Genomic DNA, 17209 nt, shown 5'->3' on the forward strand with positions numbered 1-17209 from the left:
ATTCACCCTCTGGCGGCATTCGCCCGCCGCCGCGTGTCGACATGCCATGAGTGCGTTCGGCCAGGGGAACGATAAACACATGCCAACCGCGGCGAGAGACCTCATGTACGCTATCGGTCTGATGGATCAGGGAAACATCGACGCCCGCGAGCCGGTTCTGGACACCGTCGATCGGGTGTGCGAATTGTGTTTTGGCCTGTTTATGGCGCTAACGTTTGTCGGCGCCGTGTCGGCCGTCACAGCTGGCGAAGATGCCGGGCGGAAAATGTTTTATACGGCGCTTGGCTGCAACCTCGCGTGGGGCCTCGCAGATGCGGTCATGTTTCTGGTACGCACGCTGACGAATCGCGGCCGCCGGCTTAGGCTTGCGCTGACCCTGAGACATGAGCCGGATGCGGCGGCGGGAGTTCGCGCGCTTCGTGACGCATTGCCCAGGTGGGTCGCGCCGTTGATTGCCGATACGGAACTGGAACTCATCCGGGGGCGCATTGCCGCCATCCCGGATTTACCGCGCCGACCGCGCTTTTTGCGGGCTGACATGGTCGGAGCGGTGGCCATCTTTCTGATCGTGGTCTCCTCGACGTTCCCGGTTGCCTTACCGTTCATCGTGTTCAGCAACGTCCCGATTGCCTTGATCGTCTCGCGTGCGTTGACGATCGCCATCCTGTTTGGCAGCGGAATAGCGCTGGGCCGTTATTCCGGGTTCGGTGAATGGAAAGCCGGATTTGCCATGGCAGCGCTCGGCGTACTGCTGACCATGGCGATCATTGCGTTGGGAGGATAAAGCGGGCGCGGCTCTCCCGGGCCGCGTGCCGGGTCGACTACAACCTCACATGATCGGCTCACCACGCCGCTACCACCGATCAGGTTGCCAGCGTAAGACCAAGGTCCGATTCTCGGATTGTCGCATCGTGACATTATGTAATCGGAGGCGTCGCCATCGACGCGTCCATTCACCGAAGACGCGACGGTTTGCATGTTCGCGGGGGACTGCTCGTCTGTGCGATGTGGACAGGAGCGGTAGCCGCGGCGAGGACTTCACGGGTCATTGTGCAGCGCTGTGTTGCTCGCTGGATGAGCCAGTAAGGCGAGCCACATTGCGGGCAACCGTTGGATCGCGATTGGGCAAGGAACAAAGCGGCCAGAAATCGGGCTGGCGGTCCGCACTGTAACCACAATGGAGGTCGATAATGAACAGACGGAATTTTATGCAAACGATCGCGATTTCAACCGCCGCCGCGAGTTTGACTTTGACGGGGTGCACCGCGACATCCGGCAGCGGCAAGAGTCCCGAAACTGACGCGGCAAAGCGGCAAGAGATCAATTCAGCCGTGGACGGCACGTTGTCACGATTGGCCACGACGGTACGAGGTTCGAGTGAACTGGTCTCGAAGGCCCAAGGGGTGCTGGTCTTCCCATCGGTGAAAAAGGCGGCCTTCATTGTCGGCGCCGAGCACGGCGAGGGCGCGTTGCGAGTGGGTGGCGCGACAGTCGGCTACTACAACACGACCTCCGCTTCATTTGGACTCCAGGCGGGCGTCCAGTCGACCGCGGTCATATTCCTCTTCATGACGCAATCCGCGCTCGACGGGTTCCGCAATTCGGCGGGGTGGTCGGCTGGAGCCGACACAGGAGTCTCGATCGCGAAAATGGGTGCCAACGGCGCGATAGATACAACATCAGCGACCTCGCAAGTGGTTGCGCTCGTCTTGACCAACGTCGGTCTGATGGCCGATCTGTCGCTCGCCGGAACGAAGGTGACCAAACTTGACCTGTAAGCTAGCGCTACGCGCTCTGACATCAAAAGTTAATCAGCATGCTTAAGGAGTGCCACATTAATTCGATCCTCTGCACAGCGGACGGCGCGATACGATGCGATCCACGTTCGTGATCTGATCAGGTCGGCACGTCTTTATTATCATTTTGCGCGTGCAATGATTCGCTATTGATGGCGTGGTGGGGGCGATCTTATCAGGAGGCTAATAATCTGATTCGCGCACTGCCCACAGATTTTCTCCGGATAAGAAGCTTGTTGTGCATCCGCTGGTGGAATAGGCCGACGCACGGGATATATCTAAATAGTCCTTTAGACGTTCCGGCCCGTCGCTGTCTGGATATTGTCCGCCGATCGCTATATGACGCGAATTCTCATCGCTGTGCCCGGCGAGGGCATATGTGCATGTATGCAGGCCCTTACTCGATTCGCGGGAGGAGATGTACCGCTACATTGCATTAGCAAGGCTTTTCAACGTTCAGATAAGTGCTAGTGAATGACCTTACGGTACGCGTCGGGCAAGGATTGAAATTCTCAAAAAAGTCTTTCATAAACCTTCACATCCTTGCCTGAGGTCCTATACTGCTTTCAAGTTACCGATGCTCCGAGTTCAACGCTAAGAATCAGTATAGTTGACCGAAACCGCACGTGGCGAAACGGCGACTTAGGACATGCACTCAACATTGGTGACGGAGATACCGGTGATCAATCTGATCGTGCGTGGCAAAGACCTGGTGCAAGGCATGGTCGGTATTGCCATGGCCTGCTACGTGGCCCGACTGCGCTCGCCTCAAGGTGTCCACCGCCGCTCGCGTGCGTCCCCCATCAGCGCCCGTTCGCCTCGGGAACGAGGATATTGGCGGCTGAGAACGCCGGGCGCCAAATCATTAGCGCTTTTCGGCGATGTTGCGGATCAGCCGGAAGAGTGGATTGCCGCCAACGAGCGCGAGCTTGCCAATGCAAAGCCGGGGCGGCACGCACATGCAGGCGCAAGCGCGGCAGGTCTGCAAGCAGAACGTTGCGGCAAGCGCGGGATTCTGGACGAAAGAATTCATTTGCGGGACGCGCTTGAAGTGTTGCCGGTCGCGACGCTCACGGTCGATCGGAAAAATCAGATAGTCTTTGCGAACGCCAGAGCGATAGAACTGTTCGGCTACACCAGTGAAGAACTGACCGGCGCACCGATCGAGATGCTGTTTCCGGTTCATGCCTGGCAGGGTTGCGATTCCATGGCCGAAGACCGTGGCACCCGTCACAGGAGCGCCGATCGGGCAACGACACAGATGCTGGTTGCGCGCCGGCGCAACGGGGAAGGTTTTCACGTGGAAGCCGATACCACCAGATGCAGCACGTCTGATCAGGGTCTGCAGATCATTGCCATAGCAGGGCTCGTGGCCTGCCGCGAAGTCGATCAAAGCCGCAAGGAGATGGCTCATCTGGTGCGGGTTTCATCTTTGGGAGAACTCGCAAGCTCTCTCGCACACGAACTGAATCAGCCGCTTACCGCTATCTTGAGCAACGCGCAAGCGGCGCAGAAATTGATTGAATCGGAGAAGATCAATACGGCAGAACTCCGTGAGACATTGGGCGATATCATTCTGGATAATCGCCGCGCGAGCGAAGTTATCCAGAAGATCCGGACGATGGTACGAAAAGGTAACCTGGAACTGCAGCCGGTAGATGTTGGCGATGTGGTCCGGGACATTGCCCTGCTCGTACATAGCGATGCAGCAGCGCGGGAAGTTCGCACGGAATTCGACATCGCCGACAATCTGGAGACGTTGTTCGGCGATAGGGTGCAACTGCAGCAGGTGTTGCTCAATCTGCTGCTGAACGCCTTCGACGCGGTGAAGGATTGCGATCCAGATGAACGCATCGTCGAAACAACGGTGCGAAAGGGAGCCGGGGGAGGAGTACAGATTACGGTGAAGGATCGAGGTCAAGGGCTGACCGTCGACAAGATGAATAAAATATTCAGGCCATTCTTTTCGACGAAGCCTCAGGGACTCGGTCTTGGTCTTTCCATCAGCCGCACGATAGTGACAGCACACGGAGGCTGGTTATGGGCGGAGAACAACGAGTGCAAGGGAGCGTCGTTTCACATAGTGCTGCCTCAGAAAGCGGCTATACGAAGGGGTCACCGCGGGTCGTCATGAATCCGGACGTCGCTCGCGTTTTCATCGTGGACGACGACGAGCAGGTGCGATGCGCGCTCTCCCGACTGCTTCGCGCATCCGGTTATCTGGTTGAAACTTTTGACAGCCCCGAAGCCTTTCTGGATAGAGCCGACCTCGCCAGCGTACCTGCATGCCTCATTCTCGATTTGCAGATGCCGGGAATGTCGGGGCTTGAAGTGCAGCGCAATCTCAATCAGCTCTTGCCTATCGTTTTTCTGACCGGGCACGGCGATGTCGGGTCGAGCGTTGAAGCAATGAAGGGTGGTGCTCTCGATTTTCTGCCAAAGCCGGTATGCCAATCTCTCCTGCTTGCCGCGGTGGACCGCGCGCTAAAGGTCGCTTGCATGGAGTGGGCGAAGAGGAGCGAAAAGGCTGAACTGCAGGAACGGGTCGATCATCTCACGCACCGCGAGCGAGAAGTCATGGCGCTTTTATTGACAGGGCGTCTGAACAAACAGGTCGCCAGCGATCTTGGCGCGGCTGAAAAGACCATCAAGATCCACCGCGCTCGGGTGATGAAGAAGATGAAGGCGCGATCGATTGCCCACCTGGTTCGGCTCGCGGAAAAGGTCGGCATGGACGCAGCCGACGACCTATAAGTTTGCATTGCCCGATCGGGATTGCGCGGGAGGGACGCCGGCGCAATTCCATCCTGTTGACGCCGCTAGTGGACCAAGGTCCTATATCTCGCTTTAAAATCTCACGTTACGCTGGAACTCCGAACGGGTTTTCTCGAGGAGCGACGGCGCTTTCGCGTATTCAAAATGGTCAACTCCAATCAGATCGTTGCCATAGTCGACGATGATGAATCGGTATGCCGAGCCATCAAGCGTCTGCTGCGCGCCTCAGGCATTGAGGCGGAGACGTTCTCGAGCGGCGACGAGTTTTTGAATACACTCTCGGCGATTCCGTCGTACCGGCCTGCGTGCGTCATTCTCGACATCCAGATGCCTGGCACAGGCGGACTGGAAGTTCAGCGTCAAATTGCGCCGATGGGCCTGCCGGTCATCATGATCACCGCGTACGACGAGTTTTCCGTCAGGCAGACCGCGCTCGCGTCAGGCGCTGCCGCATATCTACGAAAACCGTTCAATGCCGCCATCCTGATCAAGGCTGTGGAAATGGCGGTGAACAGGCCGTAGCGCCCTTGAAGCATCTGTTCCCGGCCGGGCGATATGAGACCAAGGTCCGATTGCCTCTCTGAATTTCAGCTACCAAACTGACCTACATCAGCGCGTCACTCGAACGACCAGCCGTTTCGAGTGGGCGCGGCTAAACGACCTGACGCGTTCGCCGGCCGTCGTCGCGCGCGGGTTCACTGCGCGAGCAGCGCTCAAAGAAAACGCGGGAGTACGTGATGAAATTAGAGTCAACCTTACTCGCCTCTGCTATCACGATTCTGCTCAGCGCCATTGCACTCGACACGTGGGCCGCCGACTTCGACGGCAGCAAACGACTCCTCTGCGCGACGATCGACGCGCATTCATGCGATCCGGGACTAACCTGCAACCGTTCGTTGCCGGCGGATATTGGAGCGCCCCGGTTTATTTCGCTCGACTTCGACAAGAAGGTGATCGTCGGACCCGCGCGAACGACGCCCATGCGCATCGCCAGCAAAGACGCCAATCAGATCATCATGGACGGTACGGAGATGGGATTTGGGTGGACCATGGTGCTCGATTCGACCGACGGATCAATGACATTGACGATCGTCAATAGCGACGATGCGCTGGTGCTCTTCGGCAACTGTACGGTCTTGTGATCAGGCGGGCGCGCAATGAAAACTGTCGCCATCCATCATTCCGCGCGGGGGCCGCATTGTCTCAGTCCTGCGGACACATCGATTGTCTTTCATCGTTCGTGGCGCGCTCTGCTGCTGATGGCAGCGGCGATGACCTTGCTCGCCGCCTGCAAAAAGCAACCTGCCGCGCCCACTGCGGCCGCGCCGGAGGTGACCATTACGACCGTCGTACAGCAGGATACGCCTGTCGATTTCGACTTTACCGCTCAGACCCAGAGTTCCCGCGAGGTCGAGATTCGTGCACGCGTGGACGGTTTTCTCGACAAACGCCTGTACGTTGAGGGGGAGCTCGTCAAGGCGGGGCAGACGATGTTCCAGATGGACCGCAAGCCGTTCGAGGCCGCGCTCCAAACCGCCAAAGGACAACTCGCGCAGCAGCAGGCGCGCTACCAGGTTGCCAAGGCGAACCTGGCGCGGGTAGAGCCGCTCGCTGCTCAGAACGCGTTGAGCAAGAAAGATCTCGACGACGCGATAGGCAACGAAAAGCAGTCCGCTGCCGCAGTGATCGCGGCAAAGGGGGAAGTGGATACGGCACAACTCAATCTCGGCTATACGACAATCAAGTCCCCCCTCGCGGGTCTGTCGAGCTTTGCACGTCAGCAGGACGGCAGCTATGTCACGGCGACTTCCAACGGCTTGCTGACCTACGTTTATCAACTGGACCCGATGTGGGTGAACTTCAGCATCTCCGAAAACGAGATGTTGAAGTACCGGGACCAGATTGCTGCAGGTCGTCTGAAATTCCCCGAGCACAACGATTTTGTCGTCAAGCTGATTCTGGCCGACGGATCGGTGTTCTCGCAGGTCGGCCGTATTGACTTTGCGAACCCCGCTTTCAGCACCGAAACGGGGACCTTTCTGGTGCGGGCGGTATTCGATAATCCGAAGGGAGCGTTGCGCCCCGGTCAGTTCGTCAAAGCGCGCGTTTCCGGGGCCATCAGGCCCAACTCGATTCTCGTGCCGCAGAGGTCCGTATTGCAAGGCTCGAAGAGTCACTTTGTCTGGGTCGTCGACGACCAGTCGAAAGCGCACCAGCGGGTCGTCGAAGTGGGAGATTGGCAAGGCGACGACTGGTTCGTCTCCGAGGGACTCAAGCCGGGCGAGCGCATCGTGGTGGATGGCGCACTGCGTGTCGCAGCGGGAGCGCAACTCAAGATCGTCAAAGGCCCATCCCCCGAGAAGGGCGCAGCGCCGCCCGGACCTGCCGGGTCTGAAAGTGCGGCGCCGGCACCTGCACCTTCCACGCAGGCTAAGGAGTCCGAGGCGCAAGGAACCGGCAGCGGTGCGACCCAATGAAAGGCCGACCGATATGAGCATCTCGCACTACTGCATCGATCGGCCGATTTTCGCGTCGGTCATTTCGATTGTCATTACGCTAGGCGGCGCGTTGGCGATGTTCTCCCTGCCGGTCGCGCAGTATCCTGACATCACGCCGCCGCAGATCACCATTTCCGCCACCTATCCGGGCGCGAACGCGGAGGTTGTGGCGAACAATGTCGCTGCGCCGATCGAGCAGCAGGTCAATGGCGCGGACAACATGATCTATATGAACTCGTCGAGTTCGTCCACGGGCAACCTGACGATCAATGCGTACTTCCAGATCGGCACGAACCCGGAGCTGGCTCAAGTCGACGTGCAGAACCGCGTGAATCTCGCCTTGCCGCAACTGCCCCAATCGGTCCAGGCGCAGGGCATTCAGGTGCAGAAGAAGTCGTCGGCCTTCATGATGGTGATTGCAATTTATTCACCTTCCGACCGGTATGACTCGGTCTACATCGCGAATTTCGCCAACGTCTACGTGCTCGACGCGATCAAGCGGGTGCCGGGCGCGAATCAGTCCAGCATATTCGGCAATCCGGATTACGCGATGCGTATCTGGCTGAAGCCCGATCGGATGGCGCAATTGGGCGTGACAGCCGCGGACGTTCAGCGCGTGGTGGCGAACCAGAATCAGCAGTTCGCCGTGGGCAGTATCGGGCAGTCGCCTACCGGAAAATCGGTTGAGCAGTCCTTTGCCGTGACGACGACTGGCCGTCTGACCGAGCCGTCCGAGTTCGAAAATATCATCGTGCGCGCAGCGAATGGCGGGGCGGCAATCGTGCGGATCAAGGACATCGGGCGCGCCGAACTTGGGCAAAAAGATTACTCCATCCGCAGCCGGTTCCAGGGCAAGCCCGCGACCGTCCTCGCTGTTTATCAGCAGCCGGGCGCGAATGCACTCGATGTCTCGAAGAGCGTTCGCGCAACGCTGGCAGAACTGAAGAAATCGTTTCCGGAAGGCATGACTTATGAAATCGCCATGGATACGACCGAGTTCACCCGGTCCTCCATTTCCGATGTCGTTCACACCTTCTTTGAAGCGCTGGTGCTCGTCGTTATCGTCGTTTTCGTGTTTCTGCAGAGTCTTCGCGCGACGCTGATTCCGATCGTGGCGGTCCCGGTCTCGATTGTCGGCACATGCATGTTCATGCTTCCGCTGGGGTTCTCGATCAACATGCTGACCTTGTTCGGGATGGTGCTCGCCATCGGGATCGTGGTCGACGACGCAATTGTCGTGATCGAGAACGTCGAACGAAACATTACGGTGCTCAAGCTCAATCCCAAAGATGCCTCCAAAAAGGCAATGGACGAGGTTGCGGGACCGGTCGTCGCCATTGTGCTGGTGCTGTGCGCGGTATTCGTACCGGTGGCGTTTCTCGGCGGCATCACAGGCCAGATGTACAAGCAGTTCGCCATTACGATTGCGATATCGGTCGTGCTGTCCGGCATCGTCGCGCTGACCTTGTCGCCGGCGCTCGCCGCGTTGCTGCTGAAGAGTTCCCACCACGAGAAGAAGGGCTTCTTCCGCTGGTTCGATAAACAGTTCGCACGCATGACATCGGGTTATTCGCGAGCAGTCAGGCTGGTAATCAAGCGATCGATTTTCGCCCTCGTGTTTTTCGTAGCCATGATCGTACTCGCGGTGCTCATGGTGCGGTCGATTCCCTCCGCGTTCCTGCCGCCGGAGGACCAGGGCTATCTGCTGGGCGCTGTCGTTATGCCGGACGCGGCGAGCCTCGACCGTACCGGAGAAGTGTCCCAACAGGTCACCGACTACTTCATCAAACAGCCGGCAGTCGGCAGCATCACGGTGGTCGACGGGTTTAGCCTGCTTGATAGTCAGAACAAGAACAACGCAAGCACTTTCTTTGTCGGTTTCAAGAGTTTCGATGAACGCTACTCTTCGGCGAACATCCGCACGCAGAACGCGCGAACAGTCTTGCAAGATGCGTACCGCTATTTCACGAACGTGAAAGAGGGCGTGGTGATTCCCGTCAACCCGCCGTCGATTCCTGGTCTCGGCACGACCGGCGGCACGGAAGTGTGGATTCAGAGCAAGGGCGATGCGAGCATTGCGCAACTCGCGGAGGTTGCGCAAGACTTCGTTCAGAGGGCGAAGCAGCGTCAGGAACTCGCGGGTGTGACTTCGACGTTCAACGCCTCGTCGCGGCAACTGCTGGTGCAGGTGGACCGCGACAAGTCCGAGACGCTCGGCGTGCCCGTCGAAGACGCGTACAGCTCGATGCAGACGATGTTCGGCTCGCTCTACGTCTCGCAGTTCAACCGATCGAGCCGGCTCTGGCAAGTGATTTTGCAGGCTGAGCCGTCGTACCGGTTAAAGCCCAGCGACCTCGATCAGATCTTCGTGCGCAGCAAGACCGGCAAGATGCTGCCGATGACGTCGGTGGCCACTTACCAGTTTGTCGTGGGTCCCGATCTGGTCACGCGCTTCAACAATTTTCCCGCGATCAAAATCACGGCGAACGCCGCTCCCGGATTCAGCTCCGGTCAGGTCATCTCCACCCTGGAGGAACTGGCGACGCAAATGCCGGCCGGCTACGACGTCGCCTGGAGCGGAGAGGCTTACGAGGAACGGCAATCGGGCGGCACGTCGGGGCTCGTCTTCGTGTTCGGCCTGGTGATGGTGTTCCTCATCCTCGCCGCGCAGTACGAGAAGTGGAGCTTGCCGTTCGGCGTGCTGATGGCGGTCCCGTTCGCGCTCTTTGGCGCACTGCTCGCCATTCTGCTACGCGGCCTGAGTAACGACGTCTACTTCCAGATCGGCTTGACGATGCTGGTTGCGCTCGCGGCCAAGAACGCGATCCTGATCTTCGAATTCGCGGTGCTGAACCGCGAGACCGGCGCCTCGGTGTTCGACGCCACCATGACTGCGGCGGAAGAGCGCTTGCGTCCGATCGTGATGACGTCGCTGGCCTTCATTCTCGGCTGTGTGCCGCTCGCCATTGCGACGGGCGCGTCGGCCAACAGCCGCCATTCGATCGGCACGGGAGTGATTGGCGGCATGATCGGCGCGACGGCCATCGCCGTATTCTTCATTCCGATGTTCTATTACCTGCTTGAGTCGATGTCGTCTCGCTCCAGCGGCGGCAAGCAGAAGTCCGACCCCGGCGCAGCCGGAACGGCGCGGGAGCCGGGCGCCGCGGAGCCCGGCCTGCCGCCGCACGCGCCGTCGCAAGAGAGCCCTTGACATGAACGCGACCGCTTTGGCGCGCCTGCTCGCTTCGGCCACGCTGCTTGCGCTGGGCGGGTGCCTGCTCGGCCCCAATTACGTGCGGCCCACGGTGGAGGTGCCGGCAACATATCGCTTTGCGCAGGGCGAGGCCGCCGAGATTGCCAACACGACGTGGTGGGAGCAGTTTCAGGATCCGGTGCTCGACCAGCTGATCGCAACCGCATTGCTGGAGAACCGCGATGTCAAGGTCGCGGCCGCGCGGGTCGACGAGTTTCAGGCGCAGTTCGTGACGACGCGTTCCGCGCTGTTTCCACAGGTGGGCGCGGGTGCGAATGCATCTCGCCAGCGCGCGTCCCAGGCGACTGGAATACCGGTACCGAACGGTGTCAGCCCGATCTACAACCAGTTCGAGGCGACGGTGTCGGTGGCATGGGAAATCGATCTTTTCGGCAAGGTTCGCCGCCAGACCGAGGCTGCCCGCGCTAACCTTCTGGCCAGCGAGGAAGGCCGGCGGGCCACCATCCTGACGTTGGTCAGCGCCGTTTCATCCGCCTACATCAACTTGCGCAGTCTCGATCGGCAACTTGAGATCGCGAAGTCGACCGTGGAAAGCCGCGACGAATCGGTCCGGGTTTTCACGTTGCGCTTCAGGGGCGGCGAGGTGTCGCAAATGGAGCTGGCGCAAAGCCAGTCGGAATACGAGGCGGCGAAAGCCACCATCCCGCAGCTCGAAACGCAGATCGGCCAGCAGGAAAACGCGTTGTCCGTGCTGATCGGCAAAAACCCGGGCGCAATTCTGCGCGGTCGCGAATTGTCGATGATGGGCTCGCCGCAGATCCCGAACGAACTGCCTTCGGACTTGCTGGAGCGCCGTCCGGATCTGCTGCAGGCCGAGCAGGCCCTGGTGTCGGAAAACGCGCTGATCGGCGCGGCCAGGGCGCTTTACTTTCCGTCCATCTCGCTGACCGGGCTGTTTGGCACGGTCAGCTCGCAGTTCTCGAATCTTTTCACCGGGCCGGCGCGGGTATGGTCTTTTGCCGGCAGCGTGACGCAGCCTATCTTCACGGCGGGCAATATCTCCGGGCAGGTGCGGCAGGCCGAGGCGCGTCAGCAGGAAGCGCTGTTCGCTTATGAGAAAGCGATTCAGGTGGCATTCCAGGAGGTCGAAGACGCGCTCATCTCCGTGCAGAAGACGCGCGAGCAGTTGGCCGTGTTGGCCAACCAGGTCGAGGCGCTGCACACCTACGCGCGGCTCGCGCGTCTGCGTTATGAAGGCGGTTACACGAGCTACATCGAAGTGCTCGACGCCGAGCGAAGCCTCTTCAACGCAGAACTGAGCTATACGCAGATCCAAGGCGCGGAGCTGACGTCGTATGTGAACCTCTATAAAGCGATGGGCGGCGGCTGGGTTCTCGCCGCTGAGAAACTGTCGGTTCCACCGCCCGCACCGGCCACGCCGCAGCCGGACACTACACCGACCGCGCCCATCGCGCGTGGCACGGCGCCGACGGGCGACCCAGCGGTCGCGCTGGAGGCGAGATGACACGCCGGGAAATCATTGCTTGCGAGGAGTGCGACATGCTCCAGCTGGCAGCGCCTCTGCCGCCCGGCGGCTCGTGGCGTTGCCGTCGTTGTCGCGCGGAGCTCGGCAGGGAACGTACGAACGGGCCCGAATGTGCCCTGGCCTTTACCCTCGCGTCCGCCGTGATGCTGGTCATTTCGAACGTGTTTCCTATCGTCGGTTTAGCGGTCAACGGCAATCTTGTTCAAACGACCCTTGCCGGCTCGGTCCGCGTGCTTTATACGCATGGCACCTGGCCGCTCGCGGCGCTGGTTTTCCTGACGACGATTCTGATGCCGACGCTGCAGGTTGTGGCCATGCTGTGGCTGCTCGTGCCGCTGCGTCTGGGACGTGTGCCGTGGCACGCGGTCGAGGGCTTCCGGCTGTTTCAACTGGCGCGGCCGTGGGGCATGACCGAGGTGCTGATCCTCGGTCTGCTGGTCGCGCTCGTCAAGCTGACGCACATCGCGAAGGTCGTGCCGGGCACGGCGTTGTGGTCGTTCGTGGTGCTGATGTTGTTGCTCGCCGCGGCGTCGGCGACCTTCGATCCGCGCGAGATATGGTCGCGCATCTGCGCCCGCAAAAATGCCGACGGCGCGTGGCGGCTGCCTCCCTTCGGGCAGCACCGCACGGCGGTGACGGCCTCCGCATGCGGACTCGTGCTGTGCGAAGAGTGCGGGCTACTGGTACGCGATCCGGCGCGATCGGGCGAGCAGCGCTGCCCGCGTTGCAGAGCGCGCTTGCATATGCGCAAGCCAGCGAGCATCTCGCGGACGTGGGCGTATCTGTCGGCGGCAATCGTGCTGTATATCCCCGCCAATGTGCTGCCCGTGATGAAAACGAGTTCGCTCTTCGGGGCGCAGAAAGACACGATCATGAGCGGCGTGGCCTATCTGTGGGTGTCCGGTTCATGGCTGCTTGCCGCTCTCGTGTTCATCGCAAGCATCGTGGTGCCGATGCTCAAGATCCTTGGCCTTGCGTATCTGGCGGTCTCCACCCAGCTTCACTCGCAATGGCTTCCCGAGCAGCGCACCAGAATCTACCGCGCCATCGAACTGGTTGGGCGCTGGTCGATGCTCGATATCTATGTCATCACGATGCTCGTCGCGCTGGTGCAATTCAAGGCGCTGGCGACGATCGAGGCCGGTCCGGCATCGATAGCGTTCGGGGCGGTGGTCGTGCTGACACTGCTGGCGGCGATGGCTTTCGATCCGCGCCTCATCTGGGATGCAGCGGAGAGAGCTCATGTCAAGACCCAATGACGAGCCGGATCTTCCCGAACTCCCCCCGGCGGATTCGATTCCACGCTCGCGCTGGCGTATGCAACTGGTGTGGCTCGTGCCGATCGTGGCGGTGCTGATCGGCGGATGGCTGGCTACGAAAGCGATCCTGGAACGCGGCGAGAATATCACCATCAGTTTTAAGACCGGCGAGGGCCTTGAAGCCGGAAAGACAAAGGTCAAGTTCAAGGACGTCGATATCGGCGTGGTCGAGGCCGTAAACCTCTCGCCGGATCATAAGCGCGTCGTGGCGAAGGCAGAGGTGGCTCGCGACGTGGCGAGTCTGCTGGTCGAGAACACCCGGTTCTGGGTAGTGCGCCCGCGCATTTCAGGCGGCACGGTCTCGGGGCTCGGCACGCTGCTCTCCGGGTCGTACATCGACGTCGATGTCGGGAATGCAGAGAAAGCGCGGCGTGATTTCGTCGGGCTCGAAGAGCCCCCTGTGTTTGCGAGCGACGTGCCAGGGCGGGAGTTCATTTTGAAGGGTGCGGGTCTCGGCTCGCTGGACGTGGGCACGCCCATCTATTTCCGCAGACTCCGGGTCGGCCAGATTGCTTCTTACCAACTGGACCCGGACGGCAAAGGCGTCACGGTGAAGGCGTTCGTCAATGCGCCTTACGACCAGTTCGTGAAGACCGATACGCGCTTCTGGCACGCAAGCGGGGTAGACATGGCGTTCGATACGAACGGCCTGCGTGTCGAAACCCAGTCGATCGTTTCCATCATCATCGGCGGCGTGGCTTTCGAGTCACCGCCGGAGTCACAGGAAGTGACCAACGCCGCTGCCAATGCGCAATTCGAACTTTACGCAACGCGCGCCGACGCGATGAAACAGCACGATCGGATCGTCGATAAATACGTCGTTAATTTCATGGATTCGGTGCGAGGCCTGACGGTTGGCGCGCCGGTCGATTTTCGCGGCGTAGTCATCGGCGAGGTGACGGCGATCTATACTCGCTTCGAGCCGGCACAAAATCGTTTCAGCATTCCCGTCGAAATACAGATCTATCCCGAGCGCTTTACGTCACGCTATCAGAACGGGCGCGCCGGAGGCCGTCTAAGCGACGACCCACGCGGAATGGCTGACTATCTGGTCGAACATGGATTCCGCTTCCAGCTCAAGAGCGGCAATCCGCTGACGGGTCAGCTTTACGTCGCGTTCGACTATTACCCGGATGCGCCCAAGGCGAAGATTGACTGGAGCAAGTCGCCGCCGGAAATGCCTGCCATACCTCGCACGCTTCAGTCGCTGCAAGACTCGGTTACACGCTTGCTGACCAAGCTCAACAATGTTCCGTTCGAGGCGATCGGCAACGATGCGCGTACGACGCTACGCACGACCAACTCGATGATCTCCCAACTCAATAGCGAGGTCGTCCCGAAGGCGCGTGACACGTTCACGTCGGCGCAAACCGTGCTCGATTCCGCGAATACCGCGCTGCAACCGGATTCGTCGCTGCAGCAATCCACGGAACAGGCGATGCACGAAATGACCCGGACGGCAGCGACGCTGCGTACGCTGGCCGACTATCTGTCCCGGCATCCGGAAGCGCTCGTGCGCGGCAAGTCTGAGGACAAGCCATGAGATACGCGACGGCATATCTGATTCTCGCACTTGTCACCGGCTGGTTCGGCGGATGCAAATCGCCATCGGCCAGTTTCTACACGCTGAGCGCCGACCGCTCTCTCGCCAACTCCGGCGCAACGGGCTCAATTGCTGCCGTGATCGGGCCCGTTACGATACCGGACCTGGTGGACCGGCCGCAAATCGTGACCCGGGTGGGAGACAACGAGGTCGAGATCAACGAATTCGCCCGTTGGGCACAACCGTTGAGCGGCGACATCGGTGGCGTGATTGCCGCCGACCTTGCCGTGCTGCTGAACTCACCGCAGATCTCGGTGTTCGATCTGACGCGCGAGCCGCCTGGCGTATGGCGTGTACGTATCGACGTGATGCGCTTCGAGTCCACACCGGGGCGGGACGTCACCGTCGACGTGCTATGGGCCGTGCGTCCGCCCGGTCAAGGCCGTCCCGTCACGGGCCGCTCTGTTGCGCGCGAGGCAGTGTCCGGCCCGGGCTTCGAAGCGCTCGTCGCCGCCCACGATCGCGCGCTGGCGTCGGTGAGCCGCGATATCGCGGCGGCGCTGCAGGCGAGTCCGGCCCGGTGACGCGGCGTGCGGATCGTGCATCGACGTCGTGGTGCAACGCCGCGCGCAGGGTAACGCTCGAGGAGCAAATATCATGGCTGAACTGATGCTGGGCAACGTGGAAGAAAGCGTCTCCGATGAGGAAATGGGGGAGTTCCTTGTACGGTATGGCTTCCCTCAGTTCAGTACGATCCGCCGTATCCCGGGCGCGGGCTCCCGGCCCGCGGCGCTGGTGAGTTTCGACGACGTGACGGCGGACGGGTTGCGCGTGCTGCAATCGCGCGTTCACAACCTGTTCTGGAAAGGCCGCACGATCACCGCGTTGCTTCTTCCGGAGCGCGATGAATCGTAGAACGCCAGGAGCCGCATAGTGGACCCGCGTCGGACGGTTTTTGCCACTCATCCGTTACACGATCCATTAGCGGGACGCTGCTGAGCCAATGAGGGGGGAGGGAAGCGCGTAGCCAGGCAGCACGATTCGGGCAAGATCTACTTGGGGCCGACTTATCTGGCGCTGCGGCTGCGGGGTGGATTGCCAAATCTTCCATTGTCCGTTCGGCTCCGGTTGAACTGTGCAATCAACCCTGCGTGGCTACCTGGCTTGAGGTTCGACGGAAATTGCCACGGCTTCGTTGTAGAGCACTTCCAACTGATCCCCCTTTTTGATCAGTTTGAGCTGGTCGGGATCCTGTACGATAAGCTCCACCGAATTGCCTTGCGGGCCTTTCAACGTAATCGCGCCGGTCTGGTGGTTGACGGCGGTCACATTGGCCATGACCGTTATCTCCCTGCTTGCAGAGCCGCCGGGTTTGGCGCCCATCGGCGCTCGCTCCAAGGTCTGGCTCTCGTTGACGGCAAGGGGTGCGCCGCCCTTTTTGAGCGTGACGGTAACGGCCTGCGAATACTGCGCCGTGACGACGTCGCCGATCTTGAGCTGGTCGAAGTTGCGTGCTTCCTCACTCACCACGACTTGCACGACCTTGCCCTTGGCGTCTTTTAGCCACACCGTTCGCGTGGCCGGTTCGATACCCACCACAGTCGAGCTCGTCTTCACCGTGCCCTGCATGGTTACCTTGCCGGGCGCGCTGTTGACCGCCACTTGTGGTTCTGTCTGGGCGAAACCCGTAGCAGCGAGAGACACGAACGCGGCTGCGACGATGAGTCTGCTGTTTCTCATGCTGCTCTCCTTGAACGCCTGCGCGCACATTGACTTAGGGCCGAATGGCCGCCGGTCTTTCATGACGGGGCGCATTACCGTGCTTACACGCTAAAGTTCATTTGATGGAGTAGCCACGACCTTCCATACACGCGGCATAGCCGCGATTGAATGTGTCCATCGCACCCTGCGTCTGTGACTGTGTCGATGCCGCGGCTGCGCGCCGGTTCTGCCGCGCACGCGATCCGCCGACCATCGTACCGGTTGCGGCTCCGATCGCCGCCCCTTTGCCCGCGTCACCCGCTATGGCTCCGATGACTGCGCCTCCGGCAGCGCCACGTGCGGCGCCCTGAACGCGCTCACCGCCGCCCACTGCAGGTCCGGAAGGCGGAGGCGGGGCGTTGGCCATCGCCGCCGGATCCACGCCGGTGTTGTTCTTGGCCCAGGAATAACATGCGCCGTCATCCTGCTGTTGCGTTTGCGGGCTTTGTCCTTTCGCGGGATAGGCAATGGGCTTCGATTGCGCCATACCATCGCATGACATCGAACCGGCTAAAGCGGCGAGAAGAATGTACTTTCTCAACGTAATCACGACGACTCCTTGCGTAAGTCCACACCTATGCGGACCGCCGGCTGCCTTTTTGGGCGAGCGTGAAATCGAAGCTGGCGCAGGCTGTTGAGTCCTGCCAGGATCGAGCGCTCGGCGAGGTGTCGGCAGCGATGGCATCTTCGCTCTCATCATTGCGTCTCAGGCATGCAGTGCGCAATCGGACCAAGGTCGTATTTGCAACAGGGCACG

The 17209-nt window shown here is 60.5% G+C and carries 15 protein-coding genes; 13 read left to right on the forward strand and 2 right to left on the reverse strand.

The features are described from left to right. Positions 1-103: 103 nt before the first annotated feature. From B0G75_RS19610 to B0G75_RS19670, 13 genes are all read left to right on the forward strand, one after another. Positions 104-784: a hypothetical protein gene (locus B0G75_RS19610; RefSeq protein WP_106309186.1), complete on the forward strand. Its 681-nt coding sequence runs from the start codon at positions 104-106 to the stop codon at positions 782-784. A gap of 406 nt (positions 785-1190) precedes the next feature. Next, a complete protein-coding gene (locus B0G75_RS19615; RefSeq protein ID WP_106308993.1) occupies positions 1191-1778 on the forward strand; it encodes a YSC84-related protein in 588 nt (195 codons plus the stop codon). 697 nt (positions 1779-2475) lie between these two features. Next, on the forward strand, positions 2476-3930 hold the full coding sequence (locus B0G75_RS19620; protein ID WP_106308996.1) for a sensor histidine kinase: 1455 nt from the start codon (positions 2476-2478) through the stop codon (positions 3928-3930). Continuing rightward, complete coding sequence (locus tag B0G75_RS19625; protein ID WP_106308999.1) at positions 3927-4550, forward strand: response regulator transcription factor; 624 nt, start codon at positions 3927-3929, stop codon at positions 4548-4550. Before B0G75_RS19620 ends, B0G75_RS19625 begins: the two co-directional genes overlap by 4 nt. A 165-nt stretch (positions 4551-4715) precedes the next feature. After that, a complete protein-coding gene (locus tag B0G75_RS19630) occupies positions 4716-5093 on the forward strand; it encodes a response regulator transcription factor (protein ID WP_106309002.1) in 378 nt (125 codons plus the stop codon). 215 nt (positions 5094-5308) lie between these two features. After that, the gene (locus B0G75_RS19635) at positions 5309-5713 is read left to right on the forward strand and encodes a hypothetical protein (protein WP_258194570.1); all 405 of its coding nucleotides are present in this window, start codon (positions 5309-5311) and stop codon (positions 5711-5713) included. A gap of 117 nt (positions 5714-5830) precedes the next feature. Then, positions 5831-7048, forward strand: a complete 1218-nt coding sequence (locus B0G75_RS19640; protein ID WP_258194577.1) for an efflux RND transporter periplasmic adaptor subunit — start codon at positions 5831-5833, stop codon at positions 7046-7048. A 13-nt stretch (positions 7049-7061) separates the two neighbouring features. Then, a complete protein-coding gene (locus B0G75_RS19645) occupies positions 7062-10280 on the forward strand; it encodes an efflux RND transporter permease subunit (protein WP_106309007.1) in 3219 nt (1072 codons plus the stop codon). Between the two features lies 1 nt (position 10281). Further along, the gene (locus B0G75_RS19650; RefSeq protein ID WP_106309010.1) at positions 10282-11808 is read left to right on the forward strand and encodes an efflux transporter outer membrane subunit; all 1527 of its coding nucleotides are present in this window, start codon (positions 10282-10284) and stop codon (positions 11806-11808) included. Then, positions 11805-13088, forward strand: coding sequence for a paraquat-inducible protein A (locus tag B0G75_RS19655; protein ID WP_106309013.1), 1284 nt, complete (start codon positions 11805-11807; stop codon positions 13086-13088). The genes B0G75_RS19650 and B0G75_RS19655 overlap by 4 nt, the downstream gene beginning before the upstream one ends. Then, positions 13072-14691: an intermembrane transport protein PqiB gene (locus B0G75_RS19660; protein ID WP_106309016.1), complete on the forward strand. Its 1620-nt coding sequence runs from the start codon at positions 13072-13074 to the stop codon at positions 14689-14691. Before B0G75_RS19655 ends, B0G75_RS19660 begins: the two co-directional genes overlap by 17 nt. Continuing rightward, positions 14688-15275, forward strand: a complete 588-nt coding sequence (locus tag B0G75_RS19665) for a membrane integrity-associated transporter subunit PqiC (protein ID WP_106309019.1) — start codon at positions 14688-14690, stop codon at positions 15273-15275. The genes B0G75_RS19660 and B0G75_RS19665 overlap by 4 nt, the downstream gene beginning before the upstream one ends. A gap of 73 nt (positions 15276-15348) precedes the next feature. Continuing rightward, positions 15349-15606 (forward strand): RNA-binding protein, encoded by a 258-nt coding sequence (locus tag B0G75_RS19670; RefSeq protein WP_106309022.1) that lies wholly within the window; start codon positions 15349-15351, stop codon positions 15604-15606. Between the two features lie 240 nt (positions 15607-15846). On the opposite strand, the gene B0G75_RS19675 is transcribed toward B0G75_RS19670, so the two are convergent. Both B0G75_RS19675 and B0G75_RS19680 read right to left on the reverse strand, forming a co-directional pair. Next, on the reverse strand, positions 15847-16431 hold the full coding sequence (locus tag B0G75_RS19675; RefSeq protein WP_106309192.1) for a hypothetical protein: 585 nt from the start codon (positions 16429-16431) through the stop codon (positions 15847-15849). Positions 16432-16528: 97 nt separating this feature from the next. Beyond that, a complete protein-coding gene (locus B0G75_RS19680; protein ID WP_258194571.1) occupies positions 16529-16939 on the reverse strand; it encodes a glycine zipper family protein in 411 nt (136 codons plus the stop codon). Positions 16940-17209: the final 270 nt, after the last annotated feature.

The organism is Paraburkholderia sp. BL18I3N2, from assembly GCF_003001875.1.
Taxonomy (GTDB): Bacteria; Pseudomonadota; Gammaproteobacteria; order Burkholderiales; family Burkholderiaceae; genus Paraburkholderia; species Paraburkholderia phytofirmans.

Coding starts and splice junctions, on each gene's coding strand:
- B0G75_RS19610 (WP_106309186.1), top strand. CDS start 104: ATGTACGCTATCGGTCTGATGGATCAGGGAAACATCGACGCCCGCGAG.
- B0G75_RS19615 (WP_106308993.1), top strand. CDS start 1,191: ATGAACAGACGGAATTTTATGCAAACGATCGCGATTTCAACCGCCGCC.
- B0G75_RS19625 (WP_106308999.1), top strand. CDS start 3,927: ATGAATCCGGACGTCGCTCGCGTTTTCATCGTGGACGACGACGAGCAG.
- B0G75_RS19630 (WP_106309002.1), top strand. CDS start 4,716: ATGGTCAACTCCAATCAGATCGTTGCCATAGTCGACGATGATGAATCG.
- B0G75_RS19635 (WP_258194570.1), top strand. CDS start 5,309: ATGAAATTAGAGTCAACCTTACTCGCCTCTGCTATCACGATTCTGCTC.
- B0G75_RS19640 (WP_258194577.1), top strand. CDS start 5,831: ATGGCAGCGGCGATGACCTTGCTCGCCGCCTGCAAAAAGCAACCTGCC.
- B0G75_RS19645 (WP_106309007.1), top strand. CDS start 7,062: ATGAGCATCTCGCACTACTGCATCGATCGGCCGATTTTCGCGTCGGTC.
- B0G75_RS19650 (WP_106309010.1), top strand. CDS start 10,282: ATGAACGCGACCGCTTTGGCGCGCCTGCTCGCTTCGGCCACGCTGCTT.
- B0G75_RS19655 (WP_106309013.1), top strand. CDS start 11,805: ATGACACGCCGGGAAATCATTGCTTGCGAGGAGTGCGACATGCTCCAG.
- B0G75_RS19660 (WP_106309016.1), top strand. CDS start 13,072: ATGTCAAGACCCAATGACGAGCCGGATCTTCCCGAACTCCCCCCGGCG.
- B0G75_RS19665 (WP_106309019.1), top strand. CDS start 14,688: ATGAGATACGCGACGGCATATCTGATTCTCGCACTTGTCACCGGCTGG.
- B0G75_RS19670 (WP_106309022.1), top strand. CDS start 15,349: ATGGCTGAACTGATGCTGGGCAACGTGGAAGAAAGCGTCTCCGATGAG.
- B0G75_RS19675 (WP_106309192.1), bottom strand. CDS start 16,431: ATGAGAAACAGCAGACTCATCGTCGCAGCCGCGTTCGTGTCTCTCGCT.
- B0G75_RS19680 (WP_258194571.1), bottom strand. CDS start 16,939: ATGGCGCAATCGAAGCCCATTGCCTATCCCGCGAAAGGACAAAGCCCG.